Here is a 25,299-nt window from a genome sequence, read left to right as displayed (position 1 = left end):
CACCGTCAGCGGCGGTCGAGGATCTCGTCTTCGACGTCGGCGTCGGCGCGGTCACGAGGCGCGCGCTTCGGCTCGCGTGGCACCTTCGGCGCATCGACGGCACCGGATGCCTCGGCGAGCCCCTTGCGCTCCTGGTTCGCCGCCCACCCGAGTCCGATGAACGCGAGCAGCGCGAACACGAACCACTGCAGGGCGTACGAGAGGTGCGGACCTTCGTCGCGCACGGGCCGTGCCGCCGCGAGCGGCGGCTCTGCGGCATCCGACCTCGACTGCACGAGGACCCCATAGGCGCCCGTGTAGCTCGGCTCGCCGACGCGCTCGGCGAGCTCGTCGAGGTCGATCGTCGCGAACTCGACGCCCGTGGAGGTGCGACCCGCGATGCGGTCTTCACCGGCCTTGAGCCGGGCCTCGACCTCGACGTGCCCTGACGGCGGAGCGTCGTACTCGCTCGGCCGGCCGTCGGACGCCTGCGCGATCCAGCCGCGGTCGACCATGAAGACCCCACCGGAGTCGAGCAGGAACGGGGTGACGACCTCGAACCCCGAGCTGCCCTCGAAGGGGCGGTTGCGGACGACGATCTCCTCGTCGGCGAGGTACTCACCCGACAGTGCGACGACCTGCCAGCGCTGGTCGACGTCGAATGCCGCCGGATCGGGCAGCGCCTCGGCGACCGGCACGGCGGCCGCGTCGTAGTTGGCGTCGATGCGTGCGACCTCGGCGAGCGCTTCGGCGCGCCGGTTCAGTTGCCACGTTCCGAGCGCCGAGCAGGCGATCGCGAACACGATCGTGAGGGCGAGATAGCCGGCCCATCGCCGCGCGAACAGGAAGCGCCAGTCGTTCACGGGCGGCCTCCGGTCGCGGTGCCGGCGTCGCCAACGGGCTCGTCATCGTCGGATGCCGCGAACGGGGCGACCTCCACCGGGAACGAGCGCGCCTCGAGGAAGCCGCTGAGGTACTCGACGTGCTCGTCGCACGCGAGCCAGGTCTTGCCACGGTCGCCGGTGTGGATGCGCGGGTTGCGCCAGTCGATGCGCCAGGTTGCGACCTCGCGGCACTCAGCCCGCGAGCAGACGCCCTGCAGGGGCGCGTCGAGCCCGCCGATCACGCGGCACCACGCTCGTCGCGGTCTGCTTCAGGAGTGGCATCCGCCTGGCGTGGTGCATCTGCCTGGTGCGGTGCGTCCGTCGGCCCGTCGTTCGCCGGGGGAGTGCGGAGCACGAGGCCACCCGGCCGGAGCACGGTCGATTGCCGGTTGGGGCTCCCGACGTTCGCGAGCACCACCGCGATATAGGGCAGGAAGATCGCGCCGGCCGCGCACACCGCCAGCCACCATCCCTGGACGAAGAGCATGGCGAAGATGCAGAGCACGCGGATCGACATCGCGATCGTGTACTTGATCATGCGCGACCGCCGCTCCGCTTCGGGGGAGGGCGGCAGCGAGGTGATCGACTGCTGCTTCATAGTGGGTCGCCGTTGGTCTCACGGCACTCCTCTTGGGTTAAGCCTACGTCCGTCCGGGCGCCGCGGATGCCCCAATCGACGAGCCTCTATGCTGGGACGGGCCGAACGGCCAGACGCACAGAACGGAGTCCAGCATGACGACGAGCCGTACCGTCCTCGTGACCGGTGGCAATCGGGGCATCGGGTTCGCCATCGCGAGCGAGTTCCTCGCACAGGGCCACCGTGTCGCGGTCACGGCGCGCTCCGGCGAGGGGCCGGAGGGCTCGCTCACGGTCCGGGCGGATGTCACGGATGCCGCTTCCATCGACCAGGCGTTCGCCGACGTCGAGGCGGCGCTCGGTCCCGTCGAGGTCGTCGTGGCGAACGCCGGCATCACGCGCGACACGCTGCTGCTCCGCATGAGCGAAGACGAGTTCACGAGCGTCATCGACACGAACCTCACGGGGGCGTTCAGGGTCGTCAAGCGCGCCTCGAAGGGCATGCTGAAGGCACGATTCGGCCGCATCGTGCTCATCTCGAGCGTCGTGGGGCTCTACGGGTCTGCCGGCCAGGTCAACTACTCCGCCTCGAAGGCGGGACTCGTGGGCATGGCGCGCTCGCTGACGCGCGAGCTCGGCGCCCGCAACATCACGACCAACGTCGTCGCGCCCGGCTTCATCGAGACCGACATGACCGACCAGCTGCCCGAGGCCCAGCAGGCCGACTACAAGAAGAGCATCCCGCTCGGTCGCTTCGCGTCGCCGGGCGAGGTCGCGAAGGCCGTGGCGTGGGTCGCCGGCGACGACGCAGGCTACATCTCGGGCGCCGTCATCCCCGTCGATGGCGGCCTCGGCATGGGGCACTGACCCGTCAGCTCAGCGACCGATGCGCGTCACCTGATAGGTGGTGTCGGGCGTCGGCGGCGTGCCGAAGCGGGCATTGGGCAGGAAGAGGCTGTTCGCGTAGGCGGCCACCGTGGTCGGCACCTGGAACTCGGGACTCGTGAGCAGGTCGACGACCTCGCCGCTCGTGCCGGCCGGATCGAGGCGCACGACGGCGACGGTGTCGAGCTGGTTCTGCACGACGTAGAGGGTGCGCCCGACGACCAGCAGTCCGTCGCCGTTGTTCAGGGCGACCCCGCCGAGGTCGACGGCCGTCGCCTCGCCGGTCGCGGGGTCGACACGGAAGAGCGTTCCAGTCACCGACTGGATGACGAGGAGCGCCTGCCGGTCGGGCGTCTGTGCGATGCCGTTGGCGTTGAACCCCGGCTGCTGCTCCCATTCGCCGGTCAGGGGGAGCGTCTCGACCTCGTCGGCATCGGGCAGCTCGCCCGAGGGACTGAGCGGAAGTCTGTACAGCTGGGCCTGCTGGCTGTCGGTGAACCAGGCGGCCGACCGCGTCACGACGACGTCGTTCACGAACGTCGGGCCGGTCGTCAGCTGATAGCTCGCGAGGAGTTCGCCGGTCTCGGTGTCGACCACGCGGGCCGTGCCGGTCGGGCCGCCCGCGACGAACAAGCGGCCCCGCTGGTCGACCTTCAGTCCGACGGACGGAGTTCCCGGCCCGGGGATGATCGCCTCCTGCTCCCCGGAGCGCACGTCACCGACGTAGATGTCACCGTCGGCGAGCGACCCGACATACACGGTGCCCTGCGAGTCGATCGCGATCCCCTCGGGCTGGAAGCCGTTCGGCAGCGGAATGCGATCGGCGAGCGAGCCGGTCGACCCGGGCGGTGACATCGTCACGGCGCCGGCGGCCTGCGAGGCAGTGGCTACGAGGAGGGCGCTGAGAGCTGCGGTCGCGAACAGGCGCGCGACGTTGCGACTGGTCATGCGGTCATCGTACGTCCGCGTCGTCGCCGCCTCACGGGTTCGGAGCGTACTCCCAGACCGGCAACGGGTCCGGCCTAACCCCGGAGCCCGGCGAGTGCGAGCACGCCGCTGAGGTCGGGCCGGTCGATCGCGACATCCGCGTGCCGGCGCACGACGGGCTTCGCGCAGAACGCGACGCCGAGCGCCGCCCGGTCGAGCATCAGCAGGTCGTTCGCGCCGTCGCCCACGGCCACGGTGCGGGAGAGGGGCGTGCCGGATGCCGCAGCCCATTCCTCGAGCGCGGCCGCCTTCGCGGAGGCGTCGACGATGGCTCCGTCGACGCGCCCGGTGAGCCGGCCCCCGTCGACGGCGAGCCGGTTCGCCCGGCAGAAGTCGAGTCCGAGGCGTTCGGCGAGCGGATCGAGCAACTCGTGGAATCCGCCCGAGACGACGCCCACCAGACCTCCGGCGGCGTGCACGCCGTCGATGAGCTCGCGCACGCCGTCGGTGGGGGTCATCCGGTCGCGTGCAGTCGCGAGCACCTCGACGTCGAGCCCTTCGAGCGTGGCGACGCGTTCACGCAGGCTCGCCGCGAAGTCGAGCTCGCCCCGCATCGCGCGTTCGGTGACCGCGGCGACGTGCGCGAGGCTGCCCGCCGCCTCGGCGAGCAGCTCGATGGCCTCTTCACGGATCAGCGTCGAGTCGGCGTCGAGCACGACGAGCAGGCCGCCTCGGCGGCCGGTGACCTCACCGCTCACGCCGCGGACCGAACCCGCGAGCCCTTGCCGACCACGGTGATGCCGCTGTCGGTCACGATGAAGCCGCGCGCCACGTCTTCGGCGCGGTCGACCCCGATGCGTGCGCCCGCCTCGACGACGACCTCCTTGTCGAGGATCGCCCGTTGCACCGTGGCCCCGGCGTCGATGCGGGCCCGGTCGAAGAGGATCGAATCGGCCACGTGAGCGCCCGACCCGACGATCGCCCAGGGTCCGAGCACGCTTCGTTCGACGTGCGCACCCGAGATCACCGAGCCGAGCGAGACGATCGAGTCGATGACGGTGCCGAGCGAGCCGCGCGCGTCGCGCGTGAACTTCGCGGGCGGCGAGTTGAGCTGCTGGCTGAAGATCGGCCACTCGCGGTTGTAGAGGTTGAAGACCGGCAGCACCGAGATGAGGTCCTGGTGCGCCTCGAAGAACGAGTCGATGGTTCCGACGTCGCGCCAGTAGTAGCGGTCGCGATCGGTCGAGCCCGGCACTTCGTTGCGCTGCAGGTCGTAGACGCCCGCGCGGCCCTGCTCGACGAAGGCCGGGATGATGTCGCCGCCCATGTCATGGCTCGAGTCGGTGCGTTCGCCATCGCGGAGGACCGCGTCGATGAGGGCGTCGGCATCGAAGACGTAGTTGCCCATCGACGCGAGCACCTCGTGCGGGGCATCGGGAAGCCCGACCGGATCGCTCGGCTTCTCGAGGAACCGGTGGATGCGACCCGAGTCATTCGGGTCGACCTCGATGACCCCGAACTGGTCGGCGAGCGAGATCGGCTGGCGGATCGCCGCGACGGTCGCCGCCGCACCGGATTCGACGTGCGCGTCGATCATCTGGCTGAAGTCCATGCGGTACACGTGGTCGGCGCCGACGACGGCGATGATGTCGGGCTGCTCGTCGTAGATGAGGTTGAGGCTCTGCAGGATCGCGTCGGCCGAACCCGAGAACCAGCGCTTGCCGAGTCGCTGCTGCGCGGGCACCGAGGCCACGTAGGAGTTCAGCAGTCCGCTCATGCGCCAGGTCTGCGAGATGTGGCGGTCGAGGCTGTGCGACTTGTACTGGGTGAGCACGACGATCTGCCTCAGCCCCGAGTTCAGGAGATTCGACAGGGCGAAGTCGATCAGGCGGTACTGGCCGCCGAACGGCACCGCGGGCTTTGCGCGGTCTTCTGTCAGGGGCATGAGTCGCTTGCCCTCGCCGCCGGCGAGCACGATGCCGAATACCTTGCGCGTGGCCATGCTCCCCAGCGTAGCCAGCGCGAGCGACCCGTGGGTCGCGAAGTCGGGACGTGACGGATGCCGCTGCGCTACGTTTGCTGCATGCGCGTCGACCTGCTCACCCGCGAGTACCCGCCCGAGGTCTACGGAGGGGCCGGCGTGCACGTCGCCGAGCTCGTGCGTGCGCTTCGCCGAGATCTCGAGGTGCAGGTGCGCTGCTTCGGCGCCCCGCGGCCCGAAGCGGGCACGACCGGCTATCCGACGCCCGCGGAGTTCAGCGCGGCCAACCCGGCACTCGGCACCATGGGTGTCGACCTGCTGATGGCGGGCGACGCGGCAGGCGCCGATCTCGTGCACTCGCACACCTGGTACGCCAACTTCGCGGGCTTCACGGCGAAGCGCCTGCACGGCATCCCGCACGTCGTGACCGCGCACAGCCTCGAGCCGTTGCGACCGTGGAAGGCCGAACAGCTCGGCGGTGGATACCGGCTCTCGTCGTGGGTCGAGCGCGCCGCCTTCGAAGACGCCGACGCGGTGATCGCCGTGAGCGACGGCATGCGGCGCGACATCCTGCGCGCGTATCCGTCGGTCGATCCCGGGCGTGTCGAGGTCGTCTACAACGGCATCGACCTCGACGAGTGGGCGCCGGTCGACGACCTCGACACCGTGCGCGCATTGGGTGTCGACCCCGAGCGGCCCTCGGTGGTGTTCGTCGGCCGCATCACCCGCCAGAAGGGCCTGCCATACCTCCTGCGCGCGGCGCGGCTGCTGCCGCCCGAGGTGCAGCTCGTGCTGTGCGCGGGCGCACCTGACACCGAGGAGATCATGGCCGAGGTCACCGGCCTCGTCGACGAGCTCCGCACCGAGCGCGACGGTGTCGTGTGGATCGACCGGCACCTGCCGCGCGCTGAGCTCACGGCACTGCTCACCGCCGCGACGACGTTCGTGTGCCCGTCGGTGTACGAGCCGCTCGGCATCGTCAACCTCGAGGCGATGGCCTGCGGCGCGCCCGTCGTCGGCACGGCGACCGGCGGCATCCCCGAGGTCGTCGACGACGGCGTGACCGGCGTGCTCGTGCCGATCGAGCAGGCCGACGACGGCACCGGCACCCCGATCGATCCCGAGCGCTTCGTCGCCGACCTCGCTGCCGCGCTCACCGAGGTCGTGTCCGACCCGGCGCGTGCCCGGGCGATGGGCGCGGCGGGCCGCCGCCGCGCCGAGGCGCAGTTCGCCTGGGATGCGATCGCCCGTCGCACCCGCGACGTCTACGATCGCGTGCTCGGAGCCTGAGGCATCCCTCGCCGGCTCGCGGCGAGCGGCGGGAGGCCCTCTCGGCTGCCGATAGCATTGTGACCATGGCGAGTACGGTTCTGCAGTTCCACGATGTGTCGGTGGTCCGCGATGGCAACACGATCCTCGACTCCGTGACCTGGAGCGTCGACTCCGATGAGCGTTGGGTCATCCTCGGGCCGAACGGTGCCGGCAAGACGACGCTGCTGCAGATCGCCGCCGCGGCGATGCATCCTTCGAAGGGCACCGCCGAGGTGCTGCAGGAGTCGCTCGGCAAGGTCGACGTCTTCGAGCTCCGGCCCATGATCGGGTTCGCGTCCACCGCGATGGCCCGCAAGATCCCGCGCAACGAGACCGTGATCGACGTCGTGCTCACGGCGGCGTACTCGGTCACCGGCCGCTGGAACGAGGAGTACGAGAAGATCGACCTCCGCCGCGCCCAGCGGGTGCTCTCCGAGTGGGGCCTCGAGGGCTTCGCCGACCGCCGGTTCGGCAGCCTCTCCGACGGTGAGCAGAAGCGCGTGCAGATCGCCCGGTCGGTCATGACCGACCCCGAGCTGCTCCTCCTCGACGAGCCCGCCGCGAGCCTCGACCTCGGTGCCCGCGAAGAGCTCGTCGGCCTCCTCGGCGGCTACGCGGCCTCGTCCGCCTCGCCCGCGATCGTCATGGTCACGCACCACGTCGAAGAGATCCCGGTGGGCTTCACGCACGCGCTGCTGCTCAAGAACGGCGGCATCGTGGCTGCGGGCCCGCTCACCGAGGCGCTCACCGCCGAGAAGCTGACCGAGGCGTTCGACATGACCATCGAACTCGACGAGACCGACGGGCGGTACGCGGCACGCGCCGCGTGAACTCGCCCGCGCCCGATTCTGCTAGAATCGGTAGCTGGCCCATGGGCCACTTTGCTTTCCTGCGTGCGCGCAGGCTTTCGAATCCATCATCCGCAGAATCAAGGAAGTCTCCATGAAGACCGACATCCACCCCGAATACGCCGCCGTCGTCTTCCGCGACCTCGCCTCGGGCGCCACGTTCCTCACTCGTTCGACGGTGAAGAGCGAGAAGACGATCGAGCTCGACGGTGAGACCTACCCGGTCATCGACGTCGAGATCTCGTCGGAGTCGCACCCGTTCTACACGGGCAAGCAGCGCATCATGGACTCGGCCGGTCGCGTCGAGAAGTTCAACCAGCGCTTCAAGAACTTCGGCAAGTAGTCCAGTCGACACGAAGGGCGGGCGACGTGAGTCGCCCGCCCTTCGTCGTCTGTGCACTCAGCGCACCGGCCAGGCGCCCGACGTCGTGAACTCGGGCTCGCCGTTGGCGCGGCGCCACGACTGGTAGCTTTCGGCCTGCTCGCGGCACCAGTCGACTTGGCGTGCGTGCAGCTCGGCGACCGCGGTCGCGGCGAGCTCGGGGTAGGCGCGGGCGATCGCCTGCGCGACGCGGCCTGCGGCCACGGCGTCGGCGCCGGCGTCGTGTGCGTCGTCGAGGACGACGCCGTAGTGCGCCGCGGTGGCGGAGAGCGTGCGCTTGCCGCGCCGGTAGCGGTCGACCGCCTTGTCGATCACGAGGGGGTCGACGACGGGGCCCGGGCCTGGCAGCGGAGTGTGGCCGTAGCGGGTGGCCTCGCGCTCGAGGATGGTGAGGTCGTAGGCCGCGTTGTACGCGACGATCGGCAGGCCGCGAGTCGCGGCATCCGTCAGCGCAGCGATGATCTCGGCGACCGCCGACACGGCCGACTGGCCCTCGAGACGAGCGCGTTCGGTGGTGACCCCGTGGATGAGCGAGGCCGCCGTGGGGATCTCGACGCCCGGATCGACGAGCCACTCGCGGCGCTCGAGCACCTCGCCGCCGACGCCGATGACGCCGACGTGGGCGGTGACGATGCGGCACGTATCGACGTCGATGCCGGTGGTCTCGAGGTCGAACACGGCGAGGGTATCGGCCCAGCGGGCTGCAGTCGTGACATCCATGGCCCGAGGTTATGGGCGGCCACCGTCAACGGCGCTCGGACGCGCCCACCGCCGCGGCATCCGCTCATCCGCTCTCCACAGCTCGCAGGATCGCCGCAGGCGTGCGCCGTAGAATGGCGAGGATGATCGCCTCCCCGTACGCCGAGCAGCTCGCTCGCATCCCCGTGCGGGCGCATCGCGCCGATGTCGCCGACACCGAGACCGCATGGTGGGAGTACGGCGAGGGCGATGCTCCCGTGCTCGTGCTCGTGCACGGGTTCCGCGGCGACCACCACGGTCTCGAGCCCGTGGTCGCGCAACTGCCCGGGTTCCGCATCATCTCGCCCGACCTGCCCGGCTTCGGCGAGTCGGCGACATTCGCCGATCGGCCGCACGACATCGAGGCCTACGCCGACTGGCTCGCCGCGTTCATCGAGACCGTCGGGGTCAGCGGCTCCTACACCCTGCTCGGCCATTCGTTCGGGTCGATCGTGTCGGCTGCGGCCGTCGCCCGCGGGCTCGCTCCCGAGCGGCTCGTGCTCGTGAACCCGATCGGCGCACCTGCGCTCGAGGGCCCGCGAGGGGTCATGACGCGGCTTGCGGTGCTCTACTACCGCACCGCGGCGGCGCTGCCCGAGCGGGCCGGCTTCGCACTGCTCCGCAACGGCGCGATCGTGCGGGTCATGAGCGTCACCATGGCCAAGACCCGGTCGAAGTCGCTTCGCCGATTCATCCACGACCAGCACGACCGCTACTTCTCGGCGTTCGGCGACCGCGACGCAGTGCTCGAGGCGTTCCGCGCGTCGGTCAGCCACGACGTGAGCCAGTATGCGGCCGACATCACGGTTCCCACGCTGCTCGTCGCCGCCGAGCGCGACGACGTCACGCCGCTGGCCGCGCAGCACCGTCTCGTGCGGCTGTTCCCCGATGCGTCGCTCGAGGTGATCCCCGAGGTCGGGCACCTCATCCACTACGAGACGCCCGGCGACGCGGCGGCGCGAATCCTCCGGTTCCTGCGCTCCGGAGCGCACGCGTGAGGATCGTCGTCGACTGCCGCTACACCCGCATCGGGCAGCACGACGGAATCAGCCGATTCACGGCGGGCATCGTGACCGAGCTCGGCAAGCGGCATCCGCTCACGATGCTCGTCAGCGACCACCGCCAGCTCGAGATGCTGCCGTCGCTGCCGTGGCAGCTCATCAGCCCGGTCACGAGCATCCGTGAACCGTTCGTCGCGTCGCAGGTCAAGAGGCTGCGGCCCGACGTCGTGTTCACGCCCATGCAGACCATGGGCTCGTGGGGGCGCGACTACAAGCTCCTCCTCACCGTGCACGACCTCATCTACTACGAGAACCGCACGCCGCCGCGCGACCTGCCCTGGCCCGTGCGGCTGCTCTGGCGGCTCTATCACCTCGCGTGGTGGCCGCAGCGGATGCTCCTGAACCGCGCCGATGCCGTGGTCACCGTCTCCGAGACCACGGCCGGGCTCATCCACGAGCACCACCTCACCGATCGCCCGGTCGTCGTCGTGCCGAACGCGGCCGACGACCTCGCCGTGCCGGCGCTGCCACGGGTGCGCCCCGACGGGCACCGACTCGTCTACATGGGCTCCTACATGCCCTACAAGAACGTCGACACGCTCGTGCGCGCGGTCGCAGCTCTGCCCGACCACGAACTCCACCTGATGAGCCGCATCAGTCGCGACGAGCGAGCGCGACTCACGCGGCTCGCCCCGCAGGCACGGCTCGTCTTCCACGATGGGGTGACGGATGCCGCGTACGCCGAGCTCCTCGCCGGCGCTACCGCCCTCGTCACCGCCTCACGCGCAGAGGGATTCGGCATCCCACTCGTCGAGGCCATGCGGCTCGGCACGCCGGTCGTCGTGAGCGACATCCCCATCTTCCGCGAGATCGGCGGAGACGCGGCGATGTACTTCGACCCGGCCAATCCCGAGGCGCTCGTGGCCGCGCTCTGGGCGCTCGAACGCCCGGGCGAATGGGAACGGCGCTCAGCGGCATCCGTCGAGATCGCCGCCCGGTTCAACTGGGCGACCTCCGCCGAGCGGCTGCTCGAGCTCATGCTGAGCATCGCGGGCCCGGGTTCGCGGCGGCGACGCCGGCGCACGGCGGGCGCCTGAGTCGGCGCACCGAACGAGCACCGGCCGCGAGTTCACTCCGCGGCGTCGACCAGGATTCCGACGGTCACGCGCCGAGCGCTGCGGCCATCGCCACGAGCGTCTCGCTCGCACCCGCGTCGATCTTCACCGCGGCGCGACTGTCGCCCTTCGTGATGCCGCGGTTCACGACGACGATCGGCAGCTTGTTGCGGCGGGCCAGCTCGATGAGCCGCATGCCCGAGTTGACGACGAGCGAGGAGCCCGCGACGAGGAGCACGTCGGCGCCGCGCACGAGCGAGGCGGCGGCCTGGAAGGTGTCGGTCGGCACGAATTCGCCGAAGAAGACCACGTCGGGCTTCAGGATGCCGCCGCACACCGTGCAGGCCGGGATCGTCATCGCGTCGACGTCGTCGACCTCGACATCGCCGTCGGGCGCGGGGCGGATGGCGGTGTCGAGATCGATCGCGGGGTTCAGCTCGGCGAGTCGCTCGGCGATCGCCTGGCGCGCGTAGTGCTGGCCGCAGCTGACGCACAGCACGCGGTCCATTCCGCCGTGGAGCTCGACGACATGCCGGCTGCCGGCCCGACGGTGCAGGCCGTCGACGTTCTGCGTGATGACGCCGTTGACGTTGCCCGCAGCCTCCATTCTGGCCAGCGCGAAGTGCCCGGCGTTCGGCTGCGCACTGCCGAAGGTGCGCCACCCGAGGTGGCTGCCCGCCCAATACCGTTTGCGCGAACGCTCGGAGGCGAGGAAGGCCTGCACCGTCATCGGGGTGCGCACCGGGGCGCCCTCGCCGCGGTAGTCGGGGATGCCCGAGTCGGTCGAGACGCCGGCGCCCGTGAGCACCGCGACCTCGGCACCGCGCATGAAGCCGATCGCCTCATCGAGCAGTACGTCGGCCTCGGCCGGTGCTCCGATTCCAGGTGCCACGCCCATCTCCCTTCGACGGTGGTCCGAGTCTAGACGTGTCGGTTTTCCGGAATGTTTCGTGCACTGGCAGGCTAGAGGGAGGAGACCCATGCACATCGAACGAGTCCGCGACGCGGCATCCGACGCCGTGGCCGATTACGCCCGGCTCACCGACGTGACCCTGCGCAGTACCCACGAGCCCGAGCAGGGTCTCTACATCGCGGAATCGGCCAAGGTGATCCGCCGCGCGATCGACGCCGGACACCGTCCGCGCTCGGTGCTGATGGAAGAGAAATGGCTCGCGGGGCTCGAGCCGTCGCTCGCGCGGTTCGACGTGCCCGTGCACCTCGCCGACCCCGACCAGCTCGAGGCGATCACCGGATACCGGGTGCACCGTGGCGCCCTCGCCGCCTTCGAACGGCCCGTCCAGCCCGACCCCGAGCAACTGCTCGCGACGGCACGTCGCGTCGTCGTGCTCGAGGACATCGTCGACCACACCAACGTGGGAGCCATCTTCCGTTCGGTCGCCGCGCTCGGCGCCGACGCCGTGCTCGTGAGTCCGCGGTGCGCCGACCCGCTCTACCGGCGCAGCGTGCGCGTGAGCATGGGCACGGTGTTCCAGGTGCCGTGGACCAGGCTCCCCGAGTGGCCAGAGGCCGCACGGATGCTCCACGCCTCGGGGTTCTCGATCGCCGCCTTGGCCCTGGCCGACGGTGCGGTGTCGCTTCGTTCGCTCGCCGCCGACCCGCCCGAGCGCCTCGCGCTCGTGTTCGGGGCCGAGGGAGACGGATTGTCGCGCACCGCCCTCGAGTCCGCCGACCACATCGTGACCATCCCCATGGCCGGTGGCGTCGATTCGCTGAACGTCGCGGCCGCCGCCGCGGTCGTGCTCTACGCCCTCGCCGTCGACGAGGAGCCGCCCCATGACTGAATCGCTCGATCGCGACGCCCGCCGCCGTGTCTACCGCCGCCGTCGCATCGCGGTGTTCGGTTCCCTCGCCGTCGTCATCGCCCTCGTGACGAGCGGCGGCGTCTACACCGCGAACACCCTCGGCGCGCCGATCCCCGCTGCCGCACCCGTCGTCACCGACCCGGCTCCCGTCGCGGCCGCGGCGCAGCCGCTCAGCCTGCCGGGCTTCGGCAGCTACGCGGTCGGCGCGGTGGGCTTCGACGGCCTCCTGGCCGCGGGCAACGAGGCGACGCCGATGGCCACGGCGAGCATCACCAAGGTCATCACGGCGCTCGTCGTGCTCGAGGCGCATCCGATCGCCGCAGGCGAGGGCGGACCCGAGATCACCTACACCGAGGCCGACGTCGACATCTACTGGGACATGGTCGCCCAGAACGGTTCCGTCGCGCCCGTCGAGGCCGGTGCGACGCTGTCGCTTCGTGAGAGCCTCGCGGCGATGCTCCTACCCTCAGGCAACAACTACTCGATCTCGATCGTGAACTGGGCGTTCGGCTCGACCGACGCGTTCCTCGAGCGCGCGCGCGCCTGGCTCGCCGAGCAGGGTCTCGCGAACACGCAGATCGCCGACTCGAGCGGACTGTCGCTTGCGAACGTCAGCACGGCCGCCGACCTCGTGCGGCTCGGCGAGCTCGCACTCGCCGACCCGGTCGTCGCCGAGCTCGTCGCCACCCCCGCGGTCGACGTGCCCGAACTCGGCACGTTGAAGAACGGCAACAAGCTCCTGGGCAGTCACGGTGTCGACGGCATCAAGACCGGAACGACCGACGACGCGGCGAACCTGCTGTTCTCCGCAGACGTGCCGGTCGGCTCGTCGTCCGTCACGGTCGTGGGCGTGCTGCTCGGGGGCGTCACCCACAACGTGCTCAACGACGCGATCGCCGCGCTCCTCGACTCCATCGCGCCCGGCTTCCACGAGGTCACGCCGCTCGAGGCCGACCAGGCCCTCGCGGAGTACGCCACCCCGTGGGGCGAGACGGCGCGTGCACGCACCGCCGACGGGGCATCCGTCATCGTCTGGAGCGACACACCGGTCGACGTCGAGGTGCGTGCCGACCCGGTCACGGTCGCTTCGCGCGGCCAGCAGGTCGGCACCGCGATCGTGCACGCCGGGTCGCAGGAGATCTCGGTGCCGCTCGTGCTCGACGCGGCGCTCGAAGATCCGGGCACCTGGTGGCGCCTCGCGAACCCCGGTGCGCTCGACGCGCCCGTGGCTCAGTCCGGCAGCGAGTAGGGGCCGGCGTCGGGCCGCTTCGCCGACACGAAGTCGCCCGACGACTGGTGCCGCACGCGCCGCAGCACCCACGGCACGAGATACTCGCGAGCCCACGAGATGTCTTCGACGCGCGCCTGGCGCCACGTGCTCGTCGGCAGCGGTTCGGGCTTCAGCGGCTCGAGGTCGTTCTCGACGTTGAGGGCGGCGAGCACCATGCGCGCGACGGTGTGGTGGCCGAGTGCGTTCAGGTGCAGGCGGTCGGGCGCCCACATGCGCTGGTCCTGAATCGCGGTGAGCGCCCACTGGTCGGCGACGATGCAGTCGTACTTCGCCGCGATCGTGCGGAGGTTCTCGTTGTAGATCGCCACCTTGCCGCGGATGCCGCGGAACACGGGCGAGAACCCGACGTCGACGCCCGTGAAGATCACGATCGTCGCGCGGTCACGTGAGAGCCGTTCGATCGCGTACTCGAAGCGCGCGGCGATCTCGTCGGGGTCGGTGCCGGGACGGATGACGTCATTGCCGCCCGCCGAGATCGTGATGAGGTCGGGGCGCAACGCCAGCGCGGGCTCGATCTGCTCGTCGATGATCTGCTGGATGAGCTTGCCCCGCACCGCCAGGTTCGCGTACGCGAAGTCGTCGGCGCCCCGGCCGAGCACCTCGGCGACGCGATCGGCCCAGCCGCGGTGGCCGCCTGGCACGGTGGGTTCGGGATCGCCGATGCCCTCGGTGAACGAGTCGCCGAGGGCGACATAGCGCGACCAGGGATGTTGCTGCGTGACCATTCCTTCATTGTGTCAAGTCACCGGGTTCGTCACCCGGTTCGAGGATGGCGGGCCCCTCCGCTACGCTCGGATCCAGTGAGCACCGCGACCCCTTCCGGCCCCCAGCCGGGTACCTCGGCCGCCGAGCACCTGCCCCCCTCCTTCCCCGAGCGAGCCGCGTGGGGCACCGCGAGCAAGCTGCGCGCCTGGCAGGCTGAAGCGCTCGAACGCTACCTCGAGCAGATGCCGCAGGACTTCCTCGCCGCGGCGACCCCCGGGGCCGGCAAGACGACCTTCGCGCTCCGGCTCGCGGCCGAGCTCCGGGCCCGCCGCGTCATCGACCGCATCACGGTGGTCGCGCCCACCGACCACCTGAAACGTCAGTGGGCGGATGCCGCGGCGCGGGCCGGCATCCGTCTCGATCCCGGGTTCCGCAACTCCCACGGCCGCAGCGCACGCCACTTCCACGGCGTCGCCGTGACCTACGCGCAGGTCGCCATGCGGCCCGCGCTGCACCGCGAGCTCACGCTCTCGGGCCGCACGCTCGTGATCCTCGACGAGGTGCACCACGGCGGCGACACGCTCTCGTGGGGCGACGCGATCCGCGAGGCGTTCGAGCCGGCGGCGAAGCGGCTCTCGCTCACGGGCACCCCGTTCCGCTCCGACACCGCGCCGATCCCGTTCGTGCACTACGAGCCCGACGCGGAGGGCGTGCGGCTCTCGAAGACCGACTACGACTACGGCTACGGCCGCGCCCTCGCCGACGGCGTCGTGCGCCCCGTGCTCTTCATGGTCTACGCCGGCCACATGCGGTGGCGCACGAAGGCCGGCGACGAGATGGAGGCGAAGCTCGGCGAAGACAACACCAAGGACATCACCTCGTCGGCGTGGCGCACCGCGCTCGAACCGACCGGCGAGTGGATCCCCTCGGTGCTGCAGGCCGCCGATCGCAGGCTCACCGAGGTCCGGCACGGCATCCCCGATGCGGGCGGGCTCGTCATCGCGACCGACCAGTCGACCGCGCGCGCGTACGCGAAGATCCTCGAGGGAATCTGCGGCGAGAAGGTCACGGTCGTGCTCTCCGACGAGAAGGAGGCGAGCTCGCGCATCGAGGAGTTCTCGGGCAACACCCGCCGCTGGATGGTCGCGGTGCGCATGGTCTCCGAGGGCGTCGACGTGCCGCGGCTCGCCGTGGGCGTCTACGCGACGAGCGCCTCGACGCCGCTGTACTTCGCGCAGGCGATCGGCCGCTTCGTGCGTGCCCGACGCCGTGGTGAGACGGCGTCGGTCTTCCTGCCGAACGTGCCGGGGCTGATGGCGCTCGCGGCGCAGCTCGAGGTCGAGCGCGACCACGCCCTCGACCGCCGCAGTGGCGACGCCGATGACGACGGGCTCGACGACAGTCTCCTCGAGTCGGCGAACCGTGAAGAGCGAGCGTCCGAGGAGGCCGAGCTGGGCACGTGGGAGGCGATCGGGTCGGATGCCTCCTTCGATCGCGTGCTCTACGACGGCACCGAGTTCGGCACCCTCGCCGAGCCCGGCAGCGATGAGGAGTTCGACTTCATCGGCATCCCGGGCATCCTCGAACCCGACCAGGTCTCCGAACTGCTGCGTCATCGCCAGGCCCGGCAAGCGCGCCGGGCGGGGGAGCGACGCAAGCACGTGGTCGCCGATGAGAACCCCGAGCCCGTCGCGCTCTACCGAACGCTCAAAGAGCAGCGATCGCTGCTGAACAGCCTCGTCGGGCTCTGGGCGCGGCACACGGGCGAAGCGCATTCGCAGGTGCACGCCGAGCTGCGGCGGGTGTGCGGAGGGCCGCCCGTCGCACAGGCGACCGTGACGCAACTGCAGGCCCGCATCGAGCTGCTGCGACGCCGTCTCGGAAGTCGCTGAGACGGACGCGAGACGACGTCGCGGCGGCCGTCGCGGGCCGGATCGCGGCATCCGGACCGGGGCTAGCATGGCCGATATGGACCGCCGCACCCGCGTGCTCATCGTCGCGATCGTCGTCTCGTTCATCGCCTTCCTCGACGGCGCCGTCATCAATGTCGCGCTGCCCTCGATCGCCGAGGAGCTCGGCGGCGGGCTCGCCCTGCAGCAGTGGGCGGTCGACGCGTACCTGCTCACCCTCGGCTCGCTGATCCTGCTCGCGGGCTCGCTCTCGGATTCGTTCGGCCGGCTCCGCATCATCCGCATCGGCCTCTACGGGTTCGCCGCCACCTCGGTGATGTGCGCGGTCGCGGTCGACGGCGTCATGCTGGTGATCGCACGTGCCATGCAGGGTGCGGCGGGCGCACTGCTCGTGCCGAGCTCGCTCGCGCTCATCATCGCCACGTTCCCCTCCGCGGAACAGGGCAAGGCGATCGGACGCTGGACCGCGTGGACGACGAGCGCCTTCCTCGTCGGACCCCTCCTCGGCGGCGTCCTGGTCGACCTCGTGTCCTGGCGCCTGGTGTTCTGGATCAACCTGCTGCCCATCGCCGTCGCGCTCGTGCTGCTGCACCGGCTCGGCCGCGACGAGCGGAACCTCGATCGTGAGCGCATCGACTGGATCGGCGCCGCACTCGGCATCGTCGGGCTCGGCGGCACGGTGTTCGCGCTCATCGAGCAGGGCCGCTACGGCTGGAGTTCACCGGTCGTGCTCGTCCCGCTCATCGTGGGCATCGTCTCGCTCGGCGTCTTCCTCTGGTGGGAGCGTCGCACGCCGCAGCCGATGCTGCCGTTGAGCCTCTTCCACGCGCGCAACTTCGCCGCGGGGAACCTCGCGACGCTGTTCATCTACGCGGCGTTCGCGCTCGGTCCGTTCGCGATCACGATCTTCCTCCAGGAGGCCGCCGGCTTCTCGGCCACGTTCGCCGGACTCGCGACACTGCCGCCCACGATCATGCTCGTCCTCCTCGGTTCCTGGTTCGGCGGGCTCTCGAGCCGGTTCGGGCCGCGGATCTTCATGACCGTCGGTCCGCTCGTCGTGGCGGCCGGATTCCTCATGACCCTCGCCGTGCAGCAGGACCTGAACTACTGGACGCAGTTCCTCCCGGGCATCGCCGTCTTCGGGCTGGGCATGGCGATGACCGTCGCGCCCCTCACCGCGGCGATCCTCGGGGCCATCGATCCAGCCCGGGCGGGCATCGGCTCGGCGGTGAACAACGCCGTGGCGCGCATCGCCGGACTCGTGGCGATCGCACTCATCGGCGTCATCGTCGGAACCCAGCTCGATGTGGCCGGGTACCACCGGGTCGCCATCGCGACCGCCGCGTTCCTCGTCGTCGGCGGGATCGTGTCGTGGATCGGGATCCGCAACCCGGCGCCGGAGGAACGGGCGACGACGGCGGACCGCGAGGCACCGCCGCAATCAGCGTCAGCAGCGCATCCACCGGCTCAGCCGCGTTCGAGCGACTGACGGCGGGGCCGTCGGTCAGCGAGCCGGTGAGTCCTCCCGCTCACGCGCGCCCGCGGCATCCGGAGCCTCGTGAACCCGTACGGAGCGCGGTCGCAGCCCGCCGAGCTCTGCGGCGGCATCGAGAGCCGACATCAGGTCGTCGGTGAGGTCGTCGACGTGCTCGAGTCCGATCGAGAGCCGAACGACCGCGGCGCCGGGCTTCGCGTCGCCGGCGACCGGCCGATGCGTGAGCGACGCCGGGTGCTGCACGAGGGAATCGACACCGCCGAGCGAGACGGCGTGCGTGATGAGCTCGCACGACTCGGTGAAGCGCACAGCGGCGTCGTAGCCGCCCGCGAGCTCGATCGCGATGATGGAGCCGGGGCCATCGAACTGGGTGCCCAACAGGCCCGCCGGGTCCTGGCCGGGCAGGCCCGGATAGTGCACCTTCGCGATCGCCGGGTGTGCGACGAGGCGCTGGGCGAGCTCAGCTGCGGTCGCCTGCTGCGCGCGGACTCGAAGGGGGAGCGTGCGGAGTCCGCGGTGCAGGAGGTAGGCGGCCATCGGGTGCAGCAGCCCGCCGGTCAGCGCCCTGACCTGTCGGAGGCGCTCGACCCATGCCTGATCGCCGGCGACGACGCCGCCCATGACGTCACCGTGGCCGCCGAGGTACTTCGTCGCGCTGTGCAGCACGAGCGTCGCGCCGTGCTCGACCGGACGCTGCAGCACCGGCGTGGCGAAGGTGTTGTCGACGAGCAGTGGCACGTCGCCCGCTGCGTCGGCGATGCGGCGGAGGTCGAGGAGTTCGAGCGTGGGGTTCGCGGGGGTCTCGACGATCACGAGGCCGGTGTCGGGCCGGATGGCGGCGCCGACGCCGGCGGCATCCGCCCAGGTCACCTCGGTTCCGAGCAGCCCGCTCGCGAGCACGTGGTCGGTGCCGCCGTAGAGCGGGCGCACGGCGACGACATGCGGCCGTCCGGCGGTGGCAGTGGCGATGAGCGTCGCGGCGAGCGCAGCCATTCCGCTCGCGAACGCGACGGCGCCCTCGGTGCCCTCGAGGCCCGCGAGCGATTCCTCGAATCGCGCGACGCCGGGCTGCCACAGGCGCTGGTACACCGCGGAGCGGCCCTCGCCGAGGTCGTGGCCGGTCGCGAGCTCTTCATAGGAGGCACCGCCGGTCTCGACGGAATCGAGCGGGTTCGTGGTGGAGAAGTCGATGACGGGAACGTGGGATCCGCTCTCTCGGACGCCCGCCATGCCGCCGTGCACGGCGCGGGTCTCGAGGTGCGACGACGATGTCTGCATGCCTCGAATCAAACAGATCCTGTCACGTTCGGCAACTCGGCATGCACGATCGATGCGATACGCTTCAAATGTCGAAGCTTCTTCATCACCGGCCCAAGGGAGTCCGAACCATGGCGCAGAAACCCGAACTCGACCGAGTCGACCGGGCGCTCCTCCAGGCCCTCTCCACGAACGCCCGTGCCTCGGGCGCCGCCCTCGCCGCCGAAGTCGGCGTCGCCGAGTCCACGGTATCGCTGCGGCTGCGGCGCCTGCAGAGCCTCGGCACGGTGCGCGGCTACCGGGTCGATGTCGACCTCGCCTCGCTCGGCGTATCGCTGCAGGCGCTCATCGCGGTGCGCCTCGTCAAGCACGATCGGAGCGAGATCGACGCGTTCCGAGGGGCGGTCCCGCACCTTCCCGGCGTGCTCGGGGTCTTCCACATGGCCGGCGCGGAGGACTACCTCATCCACGTCGCCGCCCGTGACGCCGAAGAGCTTCGCGAGTTCGTGCTGGCGCACCTCACGGGACATCCGGCGGTCGCCCACACCGAGACGAACCTCATCTTCGAGCACGTCGACGGCGACGGCTGGAACCGCCTCGTCGCCGAGCCCCGGCCCTAGACGATCGAGGCGCCGAACGCGAGGCCGAGCAGGTAGGTGACGGCCGCCGCACCGAGGCCGATCGCGAGCTGGCGCAGCGCCCGCTTCAGCGGTGACGCGCCCGAGAGCAGCCCGACGATGGCGCCGGTCACGAGCAGCGCCATGCTGACGAGCACCGCCGCCGTCACGATCGCAGCGGTTCCGTCCATGCCGAAGAGGTACGGCAGCACCGGGATGAGCGCGCCGGACGCGAAGAAGAGGAAGCTCGAGATCGCGGCAGACATGCCCGTGCCCACGGCCTCGTCGTCGTGCGAGGCCACGGCGAGCGCATCGGTCGGCGTCGCCACCCGGCCGGCGGCCTGCACCCTGGCGACCATGAGCGCAGCGTGCTCGATGGCCTCCTGCTCGGCCATGCCGCGCGCGCGGTAGACGAGCGCGAGCTCGTTCGCGTCGACGTCGAGGTCGACGAGCGCCTCGCGAGCGGTCGGATCGGGAGCGGATGCCTCGAGCAGCTCGCGTTGCGATCGCACCGAGACGTACTCGCCCGCGCCCATCGAGAGCGCGCCGGCGAGCAGGCCGGCGATGCCGGTGAACAGCACCACGGAGCTCGGCACGCCCGTCGCGCCGATGCCGAGCACGAGGGCGAGGTTCGAGACGAGGCCGTCGTTCGCGCCGAACACCGCCGCGCGGAAGGTGCCCGCGAGCCGGCGTCGCCCGCGAGCCGCGAGCCCGCGGACGACCTCGCCGTGAATCCGCTCATCGGCGGCCATCGCCGGGGTGGCATCGGGCTCGGTCGCGTAGGGCGAACGTGCCTCCGCGCGCTGCGCGAGCGCGAGCACGAAGATCGAGCCGAAGCGTCGGGCGAGCGCGCCGAGCATGCGGGTACGGAGGTCTGCGCGGGGCGTACGCGAGTCGTCGTCGCCGAGCAGCGCGAGCCAGTGCGCCTCGTGGCGGCCCTCGGCCGCGGCGAGCGCGAGGAGGATCTCGCGCTCCTCGCCCTCGCGCCTGCCGGCGAGCTCCCGGTAGACCGCGGCCTCGGCGCGTTCGTCGGCGAGGTATCGGCGCCATCGCGCGCGATCGGCCGCCGATCGATTCGGCTGCACGTCGTCCATCTGCCCTGCTCCTCCGCGCGAGACGTGGGCGGTGGGCCCGGTGCTCGCGATCCAAACGCCTTCGCCGCGGTCGCGGCCGAAGTCACGATATCGGTCGAATCGGCGTGATCCGGCCGATCGGCTGGGATTGGCAGGTTTTCGGAGCACCGAACCGGCGCGGCCCCGAGTTCAGCGCGGGGCCGGAGCGGTGACGAAGTCGATGAGCTCCTCGACGCGACCGAGGAGCGCCGGCTCGAGGTCGCCGTAGCCGCGCACGCGGCCCAGGATGTGCTGCCACGCACGCGCGATGTCGGCCTGCTCGGCGTGCGGCCAGCCGAACGCCTCGCACACGCCGTGCTTCCACTCGGTACCCCGGGGGATGACCGGCCAGGCATCCCTGCCGAGGCGCGCGGGCTTCACCGACTGCCAGATGTCGATGAACGGATGCCCCACCACGAGCACGTGCGCGGCGTGCGGGCCGCGCATCACGGCGTCGGCGATGCGCTGCTCCTTCGAGCCGGCGACGAGGTGGTCGACGAGCACTCCGGCGCGTCGCCCGGGTCCGGGCCGGAAGTCGGTGAGCACGTCGCCGAGCACGTCGACGCCCTGGAGGTACTCGACGACGACGCCCTCGACCCTGAGGTCGGTGCCCCAGACCTTCTCGACGAGCTCGGCGTCGTGGCGTCCCTCGACGAAGATGCGACTCGGCAGCGCCACGCGCGCGGGCGTCGAGTCGACGGCGAACGATCCGGATGCCGTGCGAAGCCGCCCGGCGGGCGCCTTGGGCTTCGGCGCCACGAGCTGCACGGCCGCGCCATCGACGAGGAAGCCGTGGCCGAGCGGGAAGATGCGCGTGTTGCCGAAGCGGTCTTCAAGGGTGACGATGCCCTTCTCGAGCCGCACGATCGCCCCGCAGAAGCCGTTCTCGGCGAGTTCGACGACGAGGTCTCGCTCGGCCTCGACGGTGGGGATGGTGCGTCGCCCGCGGGCCTTCCAGTCGCCGGCGAGCACGTCGCCGCCGTAGCGGTCGTGCGGGTCGTTGCGGGAGGCGTCGTGAGGTGTCGCGGGCACCGGTCGAGGCTAACGGAAGTCGCGCGAGCGGTGCGGCGCCGACACGGTGAGCGATTCGAATCGATCGGCGACGATGTTCGTGACGCCGTCGGGTGAGCGCTCGAGGATGCCGCGCACGATCATCGCGGGCGCCTCACGGGCGATGCGCCGGTAGCGATTCCACACGCCGACGCCGGCGATGACGTTCACGGTGCCGGACTCGTCTTCGATGTTGAGGAAGGTGATGCCGCTCGCGGTCGCCGGCCGCTGCCGATGCGTCACCACGCCGCCCACCTCGATGCGGCGACCCGTCTCGGCACGGGCGAGCCGGTCGACTCGGATGACGCCGCGTTCGTCGAGTCGTTCGCGCACGTGCCGGATGGGGTGGTCGTCGGGGGAGATGCCGGTGGCCCAGAGGTCGTAGACGACCTGTTCTGCGGCGGTCAGCATCGGCAGGAGCGGGGGCTGCACCACGACGACCGACCCCGGCAGGTACTCCTCGCGATCTTGGGCCGCTTCGCCGGCCAGCCAGAGCGCCTCGCGTCGCTCGAGCCCGAAGCCGTCGAACGCGCCCGACGCGGCGAGCGCCTCGAGCTGCGTCGCGTCGAGCGCCGCCCGGCGGGAGACGTCGGCCATGTCGCGGTACGGCCCACGCGCCTCGCGTTCGGCGACGATGCGCTCGGCGACGGCGGTGCCGATCGAGGAGACGTCGGCGAGCCCGAGCCGCACCGAGAAGGCGGCGTCGCGGCGGTGCTCGGTCGAGCGGTCGGGTGCGCCGCGGTCGAAGAGGCCCGTGGGCGGCTGTGCGGGATCGGCGCATGAGTCGAGCCCGCTCGGGCCGGATGCCGCGCCCGGGGTCGCCTCGAGCCCCGCGTGCACCCCGGAGCGCAGGATGTCGGGACGCAGCATCTCGACGCCGTGCCGCCGTGCATCGGCGGTGAGGGTCTGCGGCGAGTAGAACCCCATCGGCTGCGCGCGGAGGAGCGCCGCGAGGAACGCCGCCGGGTAGTGCAGCTTCAGCCACGAGCTCGCGTAGACGAGCAACGCGAAGCTCAGTGCGTGGCTCTCGGCGAAGCCGAAGTTCGCGAACGCCTCGATCTTGGCGTAGATCGAGTCGGCCACGTCGGGGGCGATGCCGTTGCGCTCCATGCCGGCGTAGAGCTTCGACTTCAGCCGCTCGATCTTCTCGACGCCGCGCTTGGAGCCCATGGCGCGCCGCAGCAGGTCGGCGTCGGCGGCGCTGCAATCGCCGACCGCGACGGCCATCTGCATGAGCTGCTCCTGGAAGAGCGGCACGCCGAGGGTGCGTTCGAGCACCGGTTCGAGGTTCGGATGCAGGTAGCTCACCTCCTCTTCGCCGGTGCGTCGGCGGATGTAGGGGTGCACCGCGCCGCCCTGCACCGGGCCCGGCCGGATGAGCGCGATCTCGACGACGAGGTCGTAGAAGCAGCGGGGCTTGAGCCGCGGCAGCGTGCCGATCTGCGCCCGGCTCTCGACTTGGAAGACGCCGATCGAGTCGGCACGACAGAGCATGTCGTAGACCGCCGCCTCTTCTTTGGGCAGTGTCGCGAGCTCCCAGTGCTCGCCGGTCGAGTCCCGCACGAGGTCGAAGGTGTACTGCAGGGCGGCGAGCATGCCGAGTCCGAGCAGGTCGAACTTCACGAGGCCCATCCAGGCGCAGTCGTCTTTGTCCCATTGCAGCACCGTGCGGTTCTCCTTGCGGGCGTGCTCGATGGGACACACCTCGCCGACCGGCCGATCGGTGAGCACCATGCCGCCCGAGTGGATGCCGAGGTGGCGCGGGAAGGTGAGCACCTGCTCGGCGAGCTCGACGACGGCGTCGGGGATGTCGTGGTCGTCGGTCTCGGTGACCGCGCCCCACCGCTCGACCTGTCGCGACCAGGCGTCTTGCTGGCCGGGGGAGTAGCCGAGCGCCTTCGCCATGTCGCGCACGGCGGCCTTCGGCCGGTAGCTGATGACGTTCGCGACCTGCGCCGCGTTCTGCCGGCCGTACTTGTCGTAGACGTACTGGATGATCTCCTCACGCCGGTCGGAGTCGAAGTCGACGTCGATGTCGGGCTCCTCGTCGCGCAGCGCCGAGAGGAAGCGCTCGAACGGCAGGTCGTATCCGATCGAGTCGACCGCGGTGATGCGCAGCGCGTAGCAAGCGGCGGAGTTCGCCGCTGAGCCGCGGCCCTGGCAGAGGATGCCGCGTCGCCGTGCCTCCCGCACGATGTCGTGCACGATGAGGAAGTACCCGGGAAAGTCCTTCTGCTCGATGATGTCGAGCTCGCGTTCGAGCCGTTCGCGCACGTGCGGCGGCACGCCGGGATAGAGCTCTTCGGCGCCCTGCCAGACGAGCACCCGGAGCCAGCTCATCGGCGTGTGGCCTTCGGGTACCTCCTGCTTCGGCAGCTTTGGGCGGGCACTGCGCAGGGTGAAGCCGAGCTCGTCTGCGAGCGTCACCGAACGGGCCACCGCCCCGGGGTACCGTGCGAAGCGCTGCATCATCTCGGCGCCGCTGCGCAGGTGCAGCTGGTCGGACGCGGGGAGCCAGCCGTCGAGCTCGTCGAGGCTGCGCCGCGCGCGCACCGCGGCGAGCGCGGCCGCGAGCCGGTGCTCGGGTGGGGTGGCGTAGTGCACGGCATTCGTCGCCAGCAGGGGGAGCCCGGCGCGCTCGGCGAGGCCGGCGAGGGCGTCGTTCGCCTCCTGGTCGAGCGGATGCCCGTGGTCGAAGAGCTCGACGACGACGTTCTCGCGCCCGAAGAGCGCGGTGAGGCGGTCGAGCTCGCGCGCCGCGGCATCCGCCCCGCCCTCGGCGAGCGCCCGCCGCACCGCGCCCTTGCGGCATCCGGTGGGCACGACCCACTCACCGGCCGAGCGCTCGGCGAGCTCTTCGAGCGAGTACACCGGACGGCCTTTCTCTCCGCCCGCGAGCTGGCCCGCGGTGATCGCGCCGGCGAGCCGGTGATAGCCCTCTTCGCGCCGGGCGAGCACGAGCAGGTGCTCGCCCTCTGGGTCGGCCGCGCCGTTCTGCGGGCCGCTCAGGCCGAGCGAGAGCTCGGCGCCGAAGACGGTCGTGAGGTCGGGGAAGCTCTCGGCTGCCTCGGCGAAGTGCACGATGCCGTAGAAGCCGTCGTGATCGGTGATCGCGAGCCCGGCGAGTCCGAGCCGGTGCGCCTCCTCGACGAACTGCTCCGGCGTCGAGGCGCCGTCGAGGAAGCTGAACGTCGAGTGGGCATGCAACTCGGCATAGGGCACGACCGGCCCGGTCGGCGCTTCGAGGGCTTCGGAGGGGCGGTACGGATGCCGCTTCCGGCTCCAGGCGGGACTGTCGCCGCCGTCGCCGATGAGCTTCGGCCCGCCCGGCCGGTTCGCGTCGGAGAGCTTGCGTTCGAGCTCCGACCACGGGATGCCCGGGTTGTTCCACCCCATCAGTCACCACCCATCG

General features: G+C 71.0%; 24 protein-coding genes. 11 read left to right on the top strand and 13 right to left on the bottom strand.

Annotation, left to right across the window (positions count from 1 at the left end; all coding sequences use genetic code 11):
- Positions 1–5 precede the first annotated feature (5 nt).
- Genes QFZ26_RS18460 through QFZ26_RS18450 form a run of 3 tightly spaced genes read right to left on the bottom strand, consistent with a single transcriptional unit; the run spans position 6 to position 1,461 of the window.
- A complete protein-coding gene (locus QFZ26_RS18460) occupies positions 6–842 on the bottom strand; it encodes an SURF1 family cytochrome oxidase biogenesis protein (RefSeq protein WP_307044734.1) in 837 nt (278 codons plus the stop codon).
- A complete protein-coding gene (locus QFZ26_RS18455) occupies positions 839–1,105 on the bottom strand; it encodes a hypothetical protein (protein ID WP_307044733.1) in 267 nt (88 codons plus the stop codon). Before QFZ26_RS18455 ends, QFZ26_RS18460 begins: the two co-directional genes overlap by 4 nt.
- The gene (locus QFZ26_RS18450; RefSeq protein WP_307044731.1) at positions 1,102–1,461 is read right to left on the bottom strand and encodes a DUF3099 domain-containing protein; all 360 of its coding nucleotides are present in this window, start codon (positions 1,459–1,461) and stop codon (positions 1,102–1,104) included. Before QFZ26_RS18450 ends, QFZ26_RS18455 begins: the two co-directional genes overlap by 4 nt.
- Positions 1,462–1,595: 134 nt before the next feature.
- Here QFZ26_RS18450 and QFZ26_RS18445 point away from each other — a divergent pair, with 134 nt between their 5' ends.
- Positions 1,596–2,306: a beta-ketoacyl-ACP reductase gene (locus QFZ26_RS18445; RefSeq protein ID WP_307044729.1), complete on the top strand. Its 711-nt coding sequence runs from the start codon at positions 1,596–1,598 to the stop codon at positions 2,304–2,306.
- 9 nt (positions 2,307–2,315) lie between these two features.
- Here the strand turns inward: QFZ26_RS18445 and QFZ26_RS18440 are convergent, their stop codons facing one another.
- From QFZ26_RS18440 to glgC, 3 genes are all read right to left on the bottom strand, one after another.
- Positions 2,316–3,272, bottom strand: coding sequence for an SMP-30/gluconolactonase/LRE family protein (locus QFZ26_RS18440; protein WP_307044727.1), 957 nt, complete (start codon positions 3,270–3,272; stop codon positions 2,316–2,318).
- Positions 3,273–3,346: 74 nt separating this feature from the next.
- Positions 3,347–4,009, bottom strand: coding sequence for a phosphoserine phosphatase SerB (serB, locus tag QFZ26_RS18435; RefSeq protein ID WP_307044726.1), 663 nt, complete (start codon positions 4,007–4,009; stop codon positions 3,347–3,349).
- Positions 4,006–5,253 carry a glucose-1-phosphate adenylyltransferase gene (gene glgC / locus QFZ26_RS18430; protein WP_307044723.1) on the bottom strand — a complete coding sequence of 416 codons (1,248 nt, stop codon included), beginning with the start codon at positions 5,251–5,253 and terminating at the stop codon, positions 4,006–4,008. The genes serB and glgC overlap by 4 nt, the downstream gene beginning before the upstream one ends.
- 81 nt (positions 5,254–5,334) lie before the next feature.
- Here glgC and glgA point away from each other — a divergent pair, with 81 nt between their 5' ends.
- From glgA to QFZ26_RS18415, 3 genes are all read left to right on the top strand, one after another.
- Positions 5,335–6,522 carry a glycogen synthase gene (gene glgA / locus QFZ26_RS18425; protein WP_307044721.1) on the top strand — a complete coding sequence of 396 codons (1,188 nt, stop codon included), beginning with the start codon at positions 5,335–5,337 and terminating at the stop codon, positions 6,520–6,522.
- Between the two features lie 65 nt (positions 6,523–6,587).
- A complete protein-coding gene (locus QFZ26_RS18420; protein ID WP_307044719.1) occupies positions 6,588–7,373 on the top strand; it encodes an ABC transporter ATP-binding protein in 786 nt (261 codons plus the stop codon).
- A 112-nt stretch (positions 7,374–7,485) separates the two neighbouring features.
- Positions 7,486–7,734 carry a type B 50S ribosomal protein L31 gene (locus QFZ26_RS18415; protein ID WP_307044717.1) on the top strand — a complete coding sequence of 83 codons (249 nt, stop codon included), beginning with the start codon at positions 7,486–7,488 and terminating at the stop codon, positions 7,732–7,734.
- A gap of 57 nt (positions 7,735–7,791) precedes the next feature.
- Here QFZ26_RS18415 and QFZ26_RS18410 read toward each other — a convergent pair whose 3' ends face one another.
- Complete coding sequence (locus tag QFZ26_RS18410) at positions 7,792–8,493, bottom strand: exonuclease domain-containing protein (protein ID WP_307044715.1); 702 nt, start codon at positions 8,491–8,493, stop codon at positions 7,792–7,794.
- 122 nt (positions 8,494–8,615) lie between these two features.
- On the opposite strand from QFZ26_RS18410, the gene QFZ26_RS18405 reads away from it, so the two are divergent.
- Complete coding sequence (locus QFZ26_RS18405; protein WP_307044713.1) at positions 8,616–9,509, top strand: alpha/beta fold hydrolase; 894 nt, start codon at positions 8,616–8,618, stop codon at positions 9,507–9,509.
- Positions 9,506–10,609 carry a glycosyltransferase family 4 protein gene (locus tag QFZ26_RS18400; RefSeq protein WP_307044711.1) on the top strand — a complete coding sequence of 368 codons (1,104 nt, stop codon included), beginning with the start codon at positions 9,506–9,508 and terminating at the stop codon, positions 10,607–10,609. Before QFZ26_RS18405 ends, QFZ26_RS18400 begins: the two co-directional genes overlap by 4 nt.
- A 64-nt stretch (positions 10,610–10,673) precedes the next feature.
- Here QFZ26_RS18400 and QFZ26_RS18395 read toward each other — a convergent pair whose 3' ends face one another.
- Positions 10,674–11,456 carry an NAD-dependent protein deacetylase gene (locus tag QFZ26_RS18395; protein WP_307045154.1) on the bottom strand — a complete coding sequence of 261 codons (783 nt, stop codon included), beginning with the start codon at positions 11,454–11,456 and terminating at the stop codon, positions 10,674–10,676.
- Between the two features lie 151 nt (positions 11,457–11,607).
- Between QFZ26_RS18395 and QFZ26_RS18390 the strand changes: the two genes are divergently transcribed.
- Entirely contained in the window at positions 11,608–12,429 is an 822-nt protein-coding gene (locus QFZ26_RS18390; protein WP_307044710.1) for a TrmH family RNA methyltransferase, read from the top strand.
- A complete protein-coding gene (locus QFZ26_RS18385; protein WP_307044708.1) occupies positions 12,422–13,699 on the top strand; it encodes a D-alanyl-D-alanine carboxypeptidase family protein in 1,278 nt (425 codons plus the stop codon). The genes QFZ26_RS18390 and QFZ26_RS18385 overlap by 8 nt, the downstream gene beginning before the upstream one ends.
- Here the strand turns inward: QFZ26_RS18385 and QFZ26_RS18380 are convergent.
- Entirely contained in the window at positions 13,681–14,466 is a 786-nt protein-coding gene (locus tag QFZ26_RS18380; RefSeq protein WP_307044706.1) for an SGNH/GDSL hydrolase family protein, read from the bottom strand. The two genes, QFZ26_RS18385 and QFZ26_RS18380, sit on opposite strands and share 19 nt — an antisense overlap.
- 75 nt (positions 14,467–14,541) lie before the next feature.
- Between QFZ26_RS18380 and QFZ26_RS18375 the strand changes: the two genes are divergently transcribed.
- Together QFZ26_RS18375 and QFZ26_RS18370 are read left to right on the top strand one after the other, a co-directional pair.
- Positions 14,542–16,338 carry a DEAD/DEAH box helicase gene (locus QFZ26_RS18375; protein ID WP_307044704.1) on the top strand — a complete coding sequence of 599 codons (1,797 nt, stop codon included), beginning with the start codon at positions 14,542–14,544 and terminating at the stop codon, positions 16,336–16,338.
- Positions 16,339–16,414: 76 nt separating this feature from the next.
- Positions 16,415–17,845 (top strand): DHA2 family efflux MFS transporter permease subunit, encoded by a 1,431-nt coding sequence (locus tag QFZ26_RS18370; RefSeq protein ID WP_307044702.1) that lies wholly within the window; start codon positions 16,415–16,417, stop codon positions 17,843–17,845.
- Positions 17,846–17,860: 15 nt separating this feature from the next.
- Here the strand turns inward: QFZ26_RS18370 and QFZ26_RS18365 are convergent, their stop codons facing one another.
- Complete coding sequence (locus QFZ26_RS18365; RefSeq protein WP_307044700.1) at positions 17,861–19,129, bottom strand: trans-sulfuration enzyme family protein; 1,269 nt, start codon at positions 19,127–19,129, stop codon at positions 17,861–17,863.
- A 110-nt stretch (positions 19,130–19,239) separates the two neighbouring features.
- On the opposite strand from QFZ26_RS18365, the gene QFZ26_RS18360 reads away from it, so the two are divergent.
- Complete coding sequence (locus tag QFZ26_RS18360) at positions 19,240–19,728, top strand: Lrp/AsnC family transcriptional regulator (protein WP_307044698.1); 489 nt, start codon at positions 19,240–19,242, stop codon at positions 19,726–19,728.
- Here QFZ26_RS18360 and QFZ26_RS18355 read toward each other — a convergent pair.
- The 3 genes from QFZ26_RS18355 to QFZ26_RS18345 all read right to left on the bottom strand — a co-directional run bounded on the left by QFZ26_RS18355 (position 19,725) and on the right by QFZ26_RS18345 (position 25,283).
- A complete protein-coding gene (locus tag QFZ26_RS18355; protein ID WP_307044696.1) occupies positions 19,725–20,819 on the bottom strand; it encodes a VIT1/CCC1 transporter family protein in 1,095 nt (364 codons plus the stop codon). The genes QFZ26_RS18360 and QFZ26_RS18355 overlap by 4 nt on opposite strands.
- Before the next feature lie 168 nt (positions 20,820–20,987).
- Positions 20,988–21,869, bottom strand: a complete 882-nt coding sequence (locus tag QFZ26_RS18350; protein ID WP_307044694.1) for a DUF3097 domain-containing protein — start codon at positions 21,867–21,869, stop codon at positions 20,988–20,990.
- Between the two features lie 9 nt (positions 21,870–21,878).
- Positions 21,879–25,283 carry an error-prone DNA polymerase gene (locus QFZ26_RS18345; RefSeq protein WP_307044693.1) on the bottom strand — a complete coding sequence of 1,135 codons (3,405 nt, stop codon included), beginning with the start codon at positions 25,281–25,283 and terminating at the stop codon, positions 21,879–21,881.
- Positions 25,284–25,299 lie beyond the last annotated feature (16 nt).

Source organism: Agromyces ramosus (assembly GCF_030817175.1).
GTDB classification, from domain to species: domain Bacteria; phylum Actinomycetota; class Actinomycetes; order Actinomycetales; family Microbacteriaceae; genus Agromyces; species Agromyces ramosus_A.
This window is presented reverse-complemented; position numbering and strand designations above follow the sequence as displayed.

What these genes read in the sequence shown, in the direction of transcription:
- QFZ26_RS18450 (WP_307044731.1), bottom strand. Translation starts at nt 1,461, where the DNA reads ATGAAGCAGCAGTCGATCACCTCGCTGCCGCCCTCCCCCGAAGCGGAG.
- QFZ26_RS18445 (WP_307044729.1), top strand. Translation starts at nt 1,596, where the DNA reads ATGACGACGAGCCGTACCGTCCTCGTGACCGGTGGCAATCGGGGCATC.
- QFZ26_RS18440 (WP_307044727.1), bottom strand. Translation starts at nt 3,272, where the DNA reads ATGACCAGTCGCAACGTCGCGCGCCTGTTCGCGACCGCAGCTCTCAGC.
- glgC (WP_307044723.1), bottom strand. Translation starts at nt 5,253, where the DNA reads ATGGCCACGCGCAAGGTATTCGGCATCGTGCTCGCCGGCGGCGAGGGC.
- glgA (WP_307044721.1), top strand. Translation starts at nt 5,335, where the DNA reads ATGCGCGTCGACCTGCTCACCCGCGAGTACCCGCCCGAGGTCTACGGA.
- QFZ26_RS18420 (WP_307044719.1), top strand. Translation starts at nt 6,588, where the DNA reads ATGGCGAGTACGGTTCTGCAGTTCCACGATGTGTCGGTGGTCCGCGAT.
- QFZ26_RS18415 (WP_307044717.1), top strand. Translation starts at nt 7,486, where the DNA reads ATGAAGACCGACATCCACCCCGAATACGCCGCCGTCGTCTTCCGCGAC.
- QFZ26_RS18410 (WP_307044715.1), bottom strand. Translation starts at nt 8,493, where the DNA reads ATGGATGTCACGACTGCAGCCCGCTGGGCCGATACCCTCGCCGTGTTC.
- QFZ26_RS18405 (WP_307044713.1), top strand. Translation starts at nt 8,616, where the DNA reads ATGATCGCCTCCCCGTACGCCGAGCAGCTCGCTCGCATCCCCGTGCGG.
- QFZ26_RS18395 (WP_307045154.1), bottom strand. Translation starts at nt 11,456, where the DNA reads ATGCGCGGTGCCGAGGTCGCGGTGCTCACGGGCGCCGGCGTCTCGACC.
- QFZ26_RS18390 (WP_307044710.1), top strand. Translation starts at nt 11,608, where the DNA reads ATGCACATCGAACGAGTCCGCGACGCGGCATCCGACGCCGTGGCCGAT.
- QFZ26_RS18385 (WP_307044708.1), top strand. Translation starts at nt 12,422, where the DNA reads ATGACTGAATCGCTCGATCGCGACGCCCGCCGCCGTGTCTACCGCCGC.
- QFZ26_RS18380 (WP_307044706.1), bottom strand. Translation starts at nt 14,466, where the DNA reads ATGGTCACGCAGCAACATCCCTGGTCGCGCTATGTCGCCCTCGGCGAC.
- QFZ26_RS18370 (WP_307044702.1), top strand. Translation starts at nt 16,415, where the DNA reads ATGGACCGCCGCACCCGCGTGCTCATCGTCGCGATCGTCGTCTCGTTC.
- QFZ26_RS18365 (WP_307044700.1), bottom strand. Translation starts at nt 19,129, where the DNA reads ATGCAGACATCGTCGTCGCACCTCGAGACCCGCGCCGTGCACGGCGGC.
- QFZ26_RS18360 (WP_307044698.1), top strand. Translation starts at nt 19,240, where the DNA reads ATGGCGCAGAAACCCGAACTCGACCGAGTCGACCGGGCGCTCCTCCAG.
- QFZ26_RS18355 (WP_307044696.1), bottom strand. Translation starts at nt 20,819, where the DNA reads ATGGACGACGTGCAGCCGAATCGATCGGCGGCCGATCGCGCGCGATGG.
- QFZ26_RS18345 (WP_307044693.1), bottom strand. Translation starts at nt 25,283, where the DNA reads ATGGGGTGGAACAACCCGGGCATCCCGTGGTCGGAGCTCGAACGCAAG.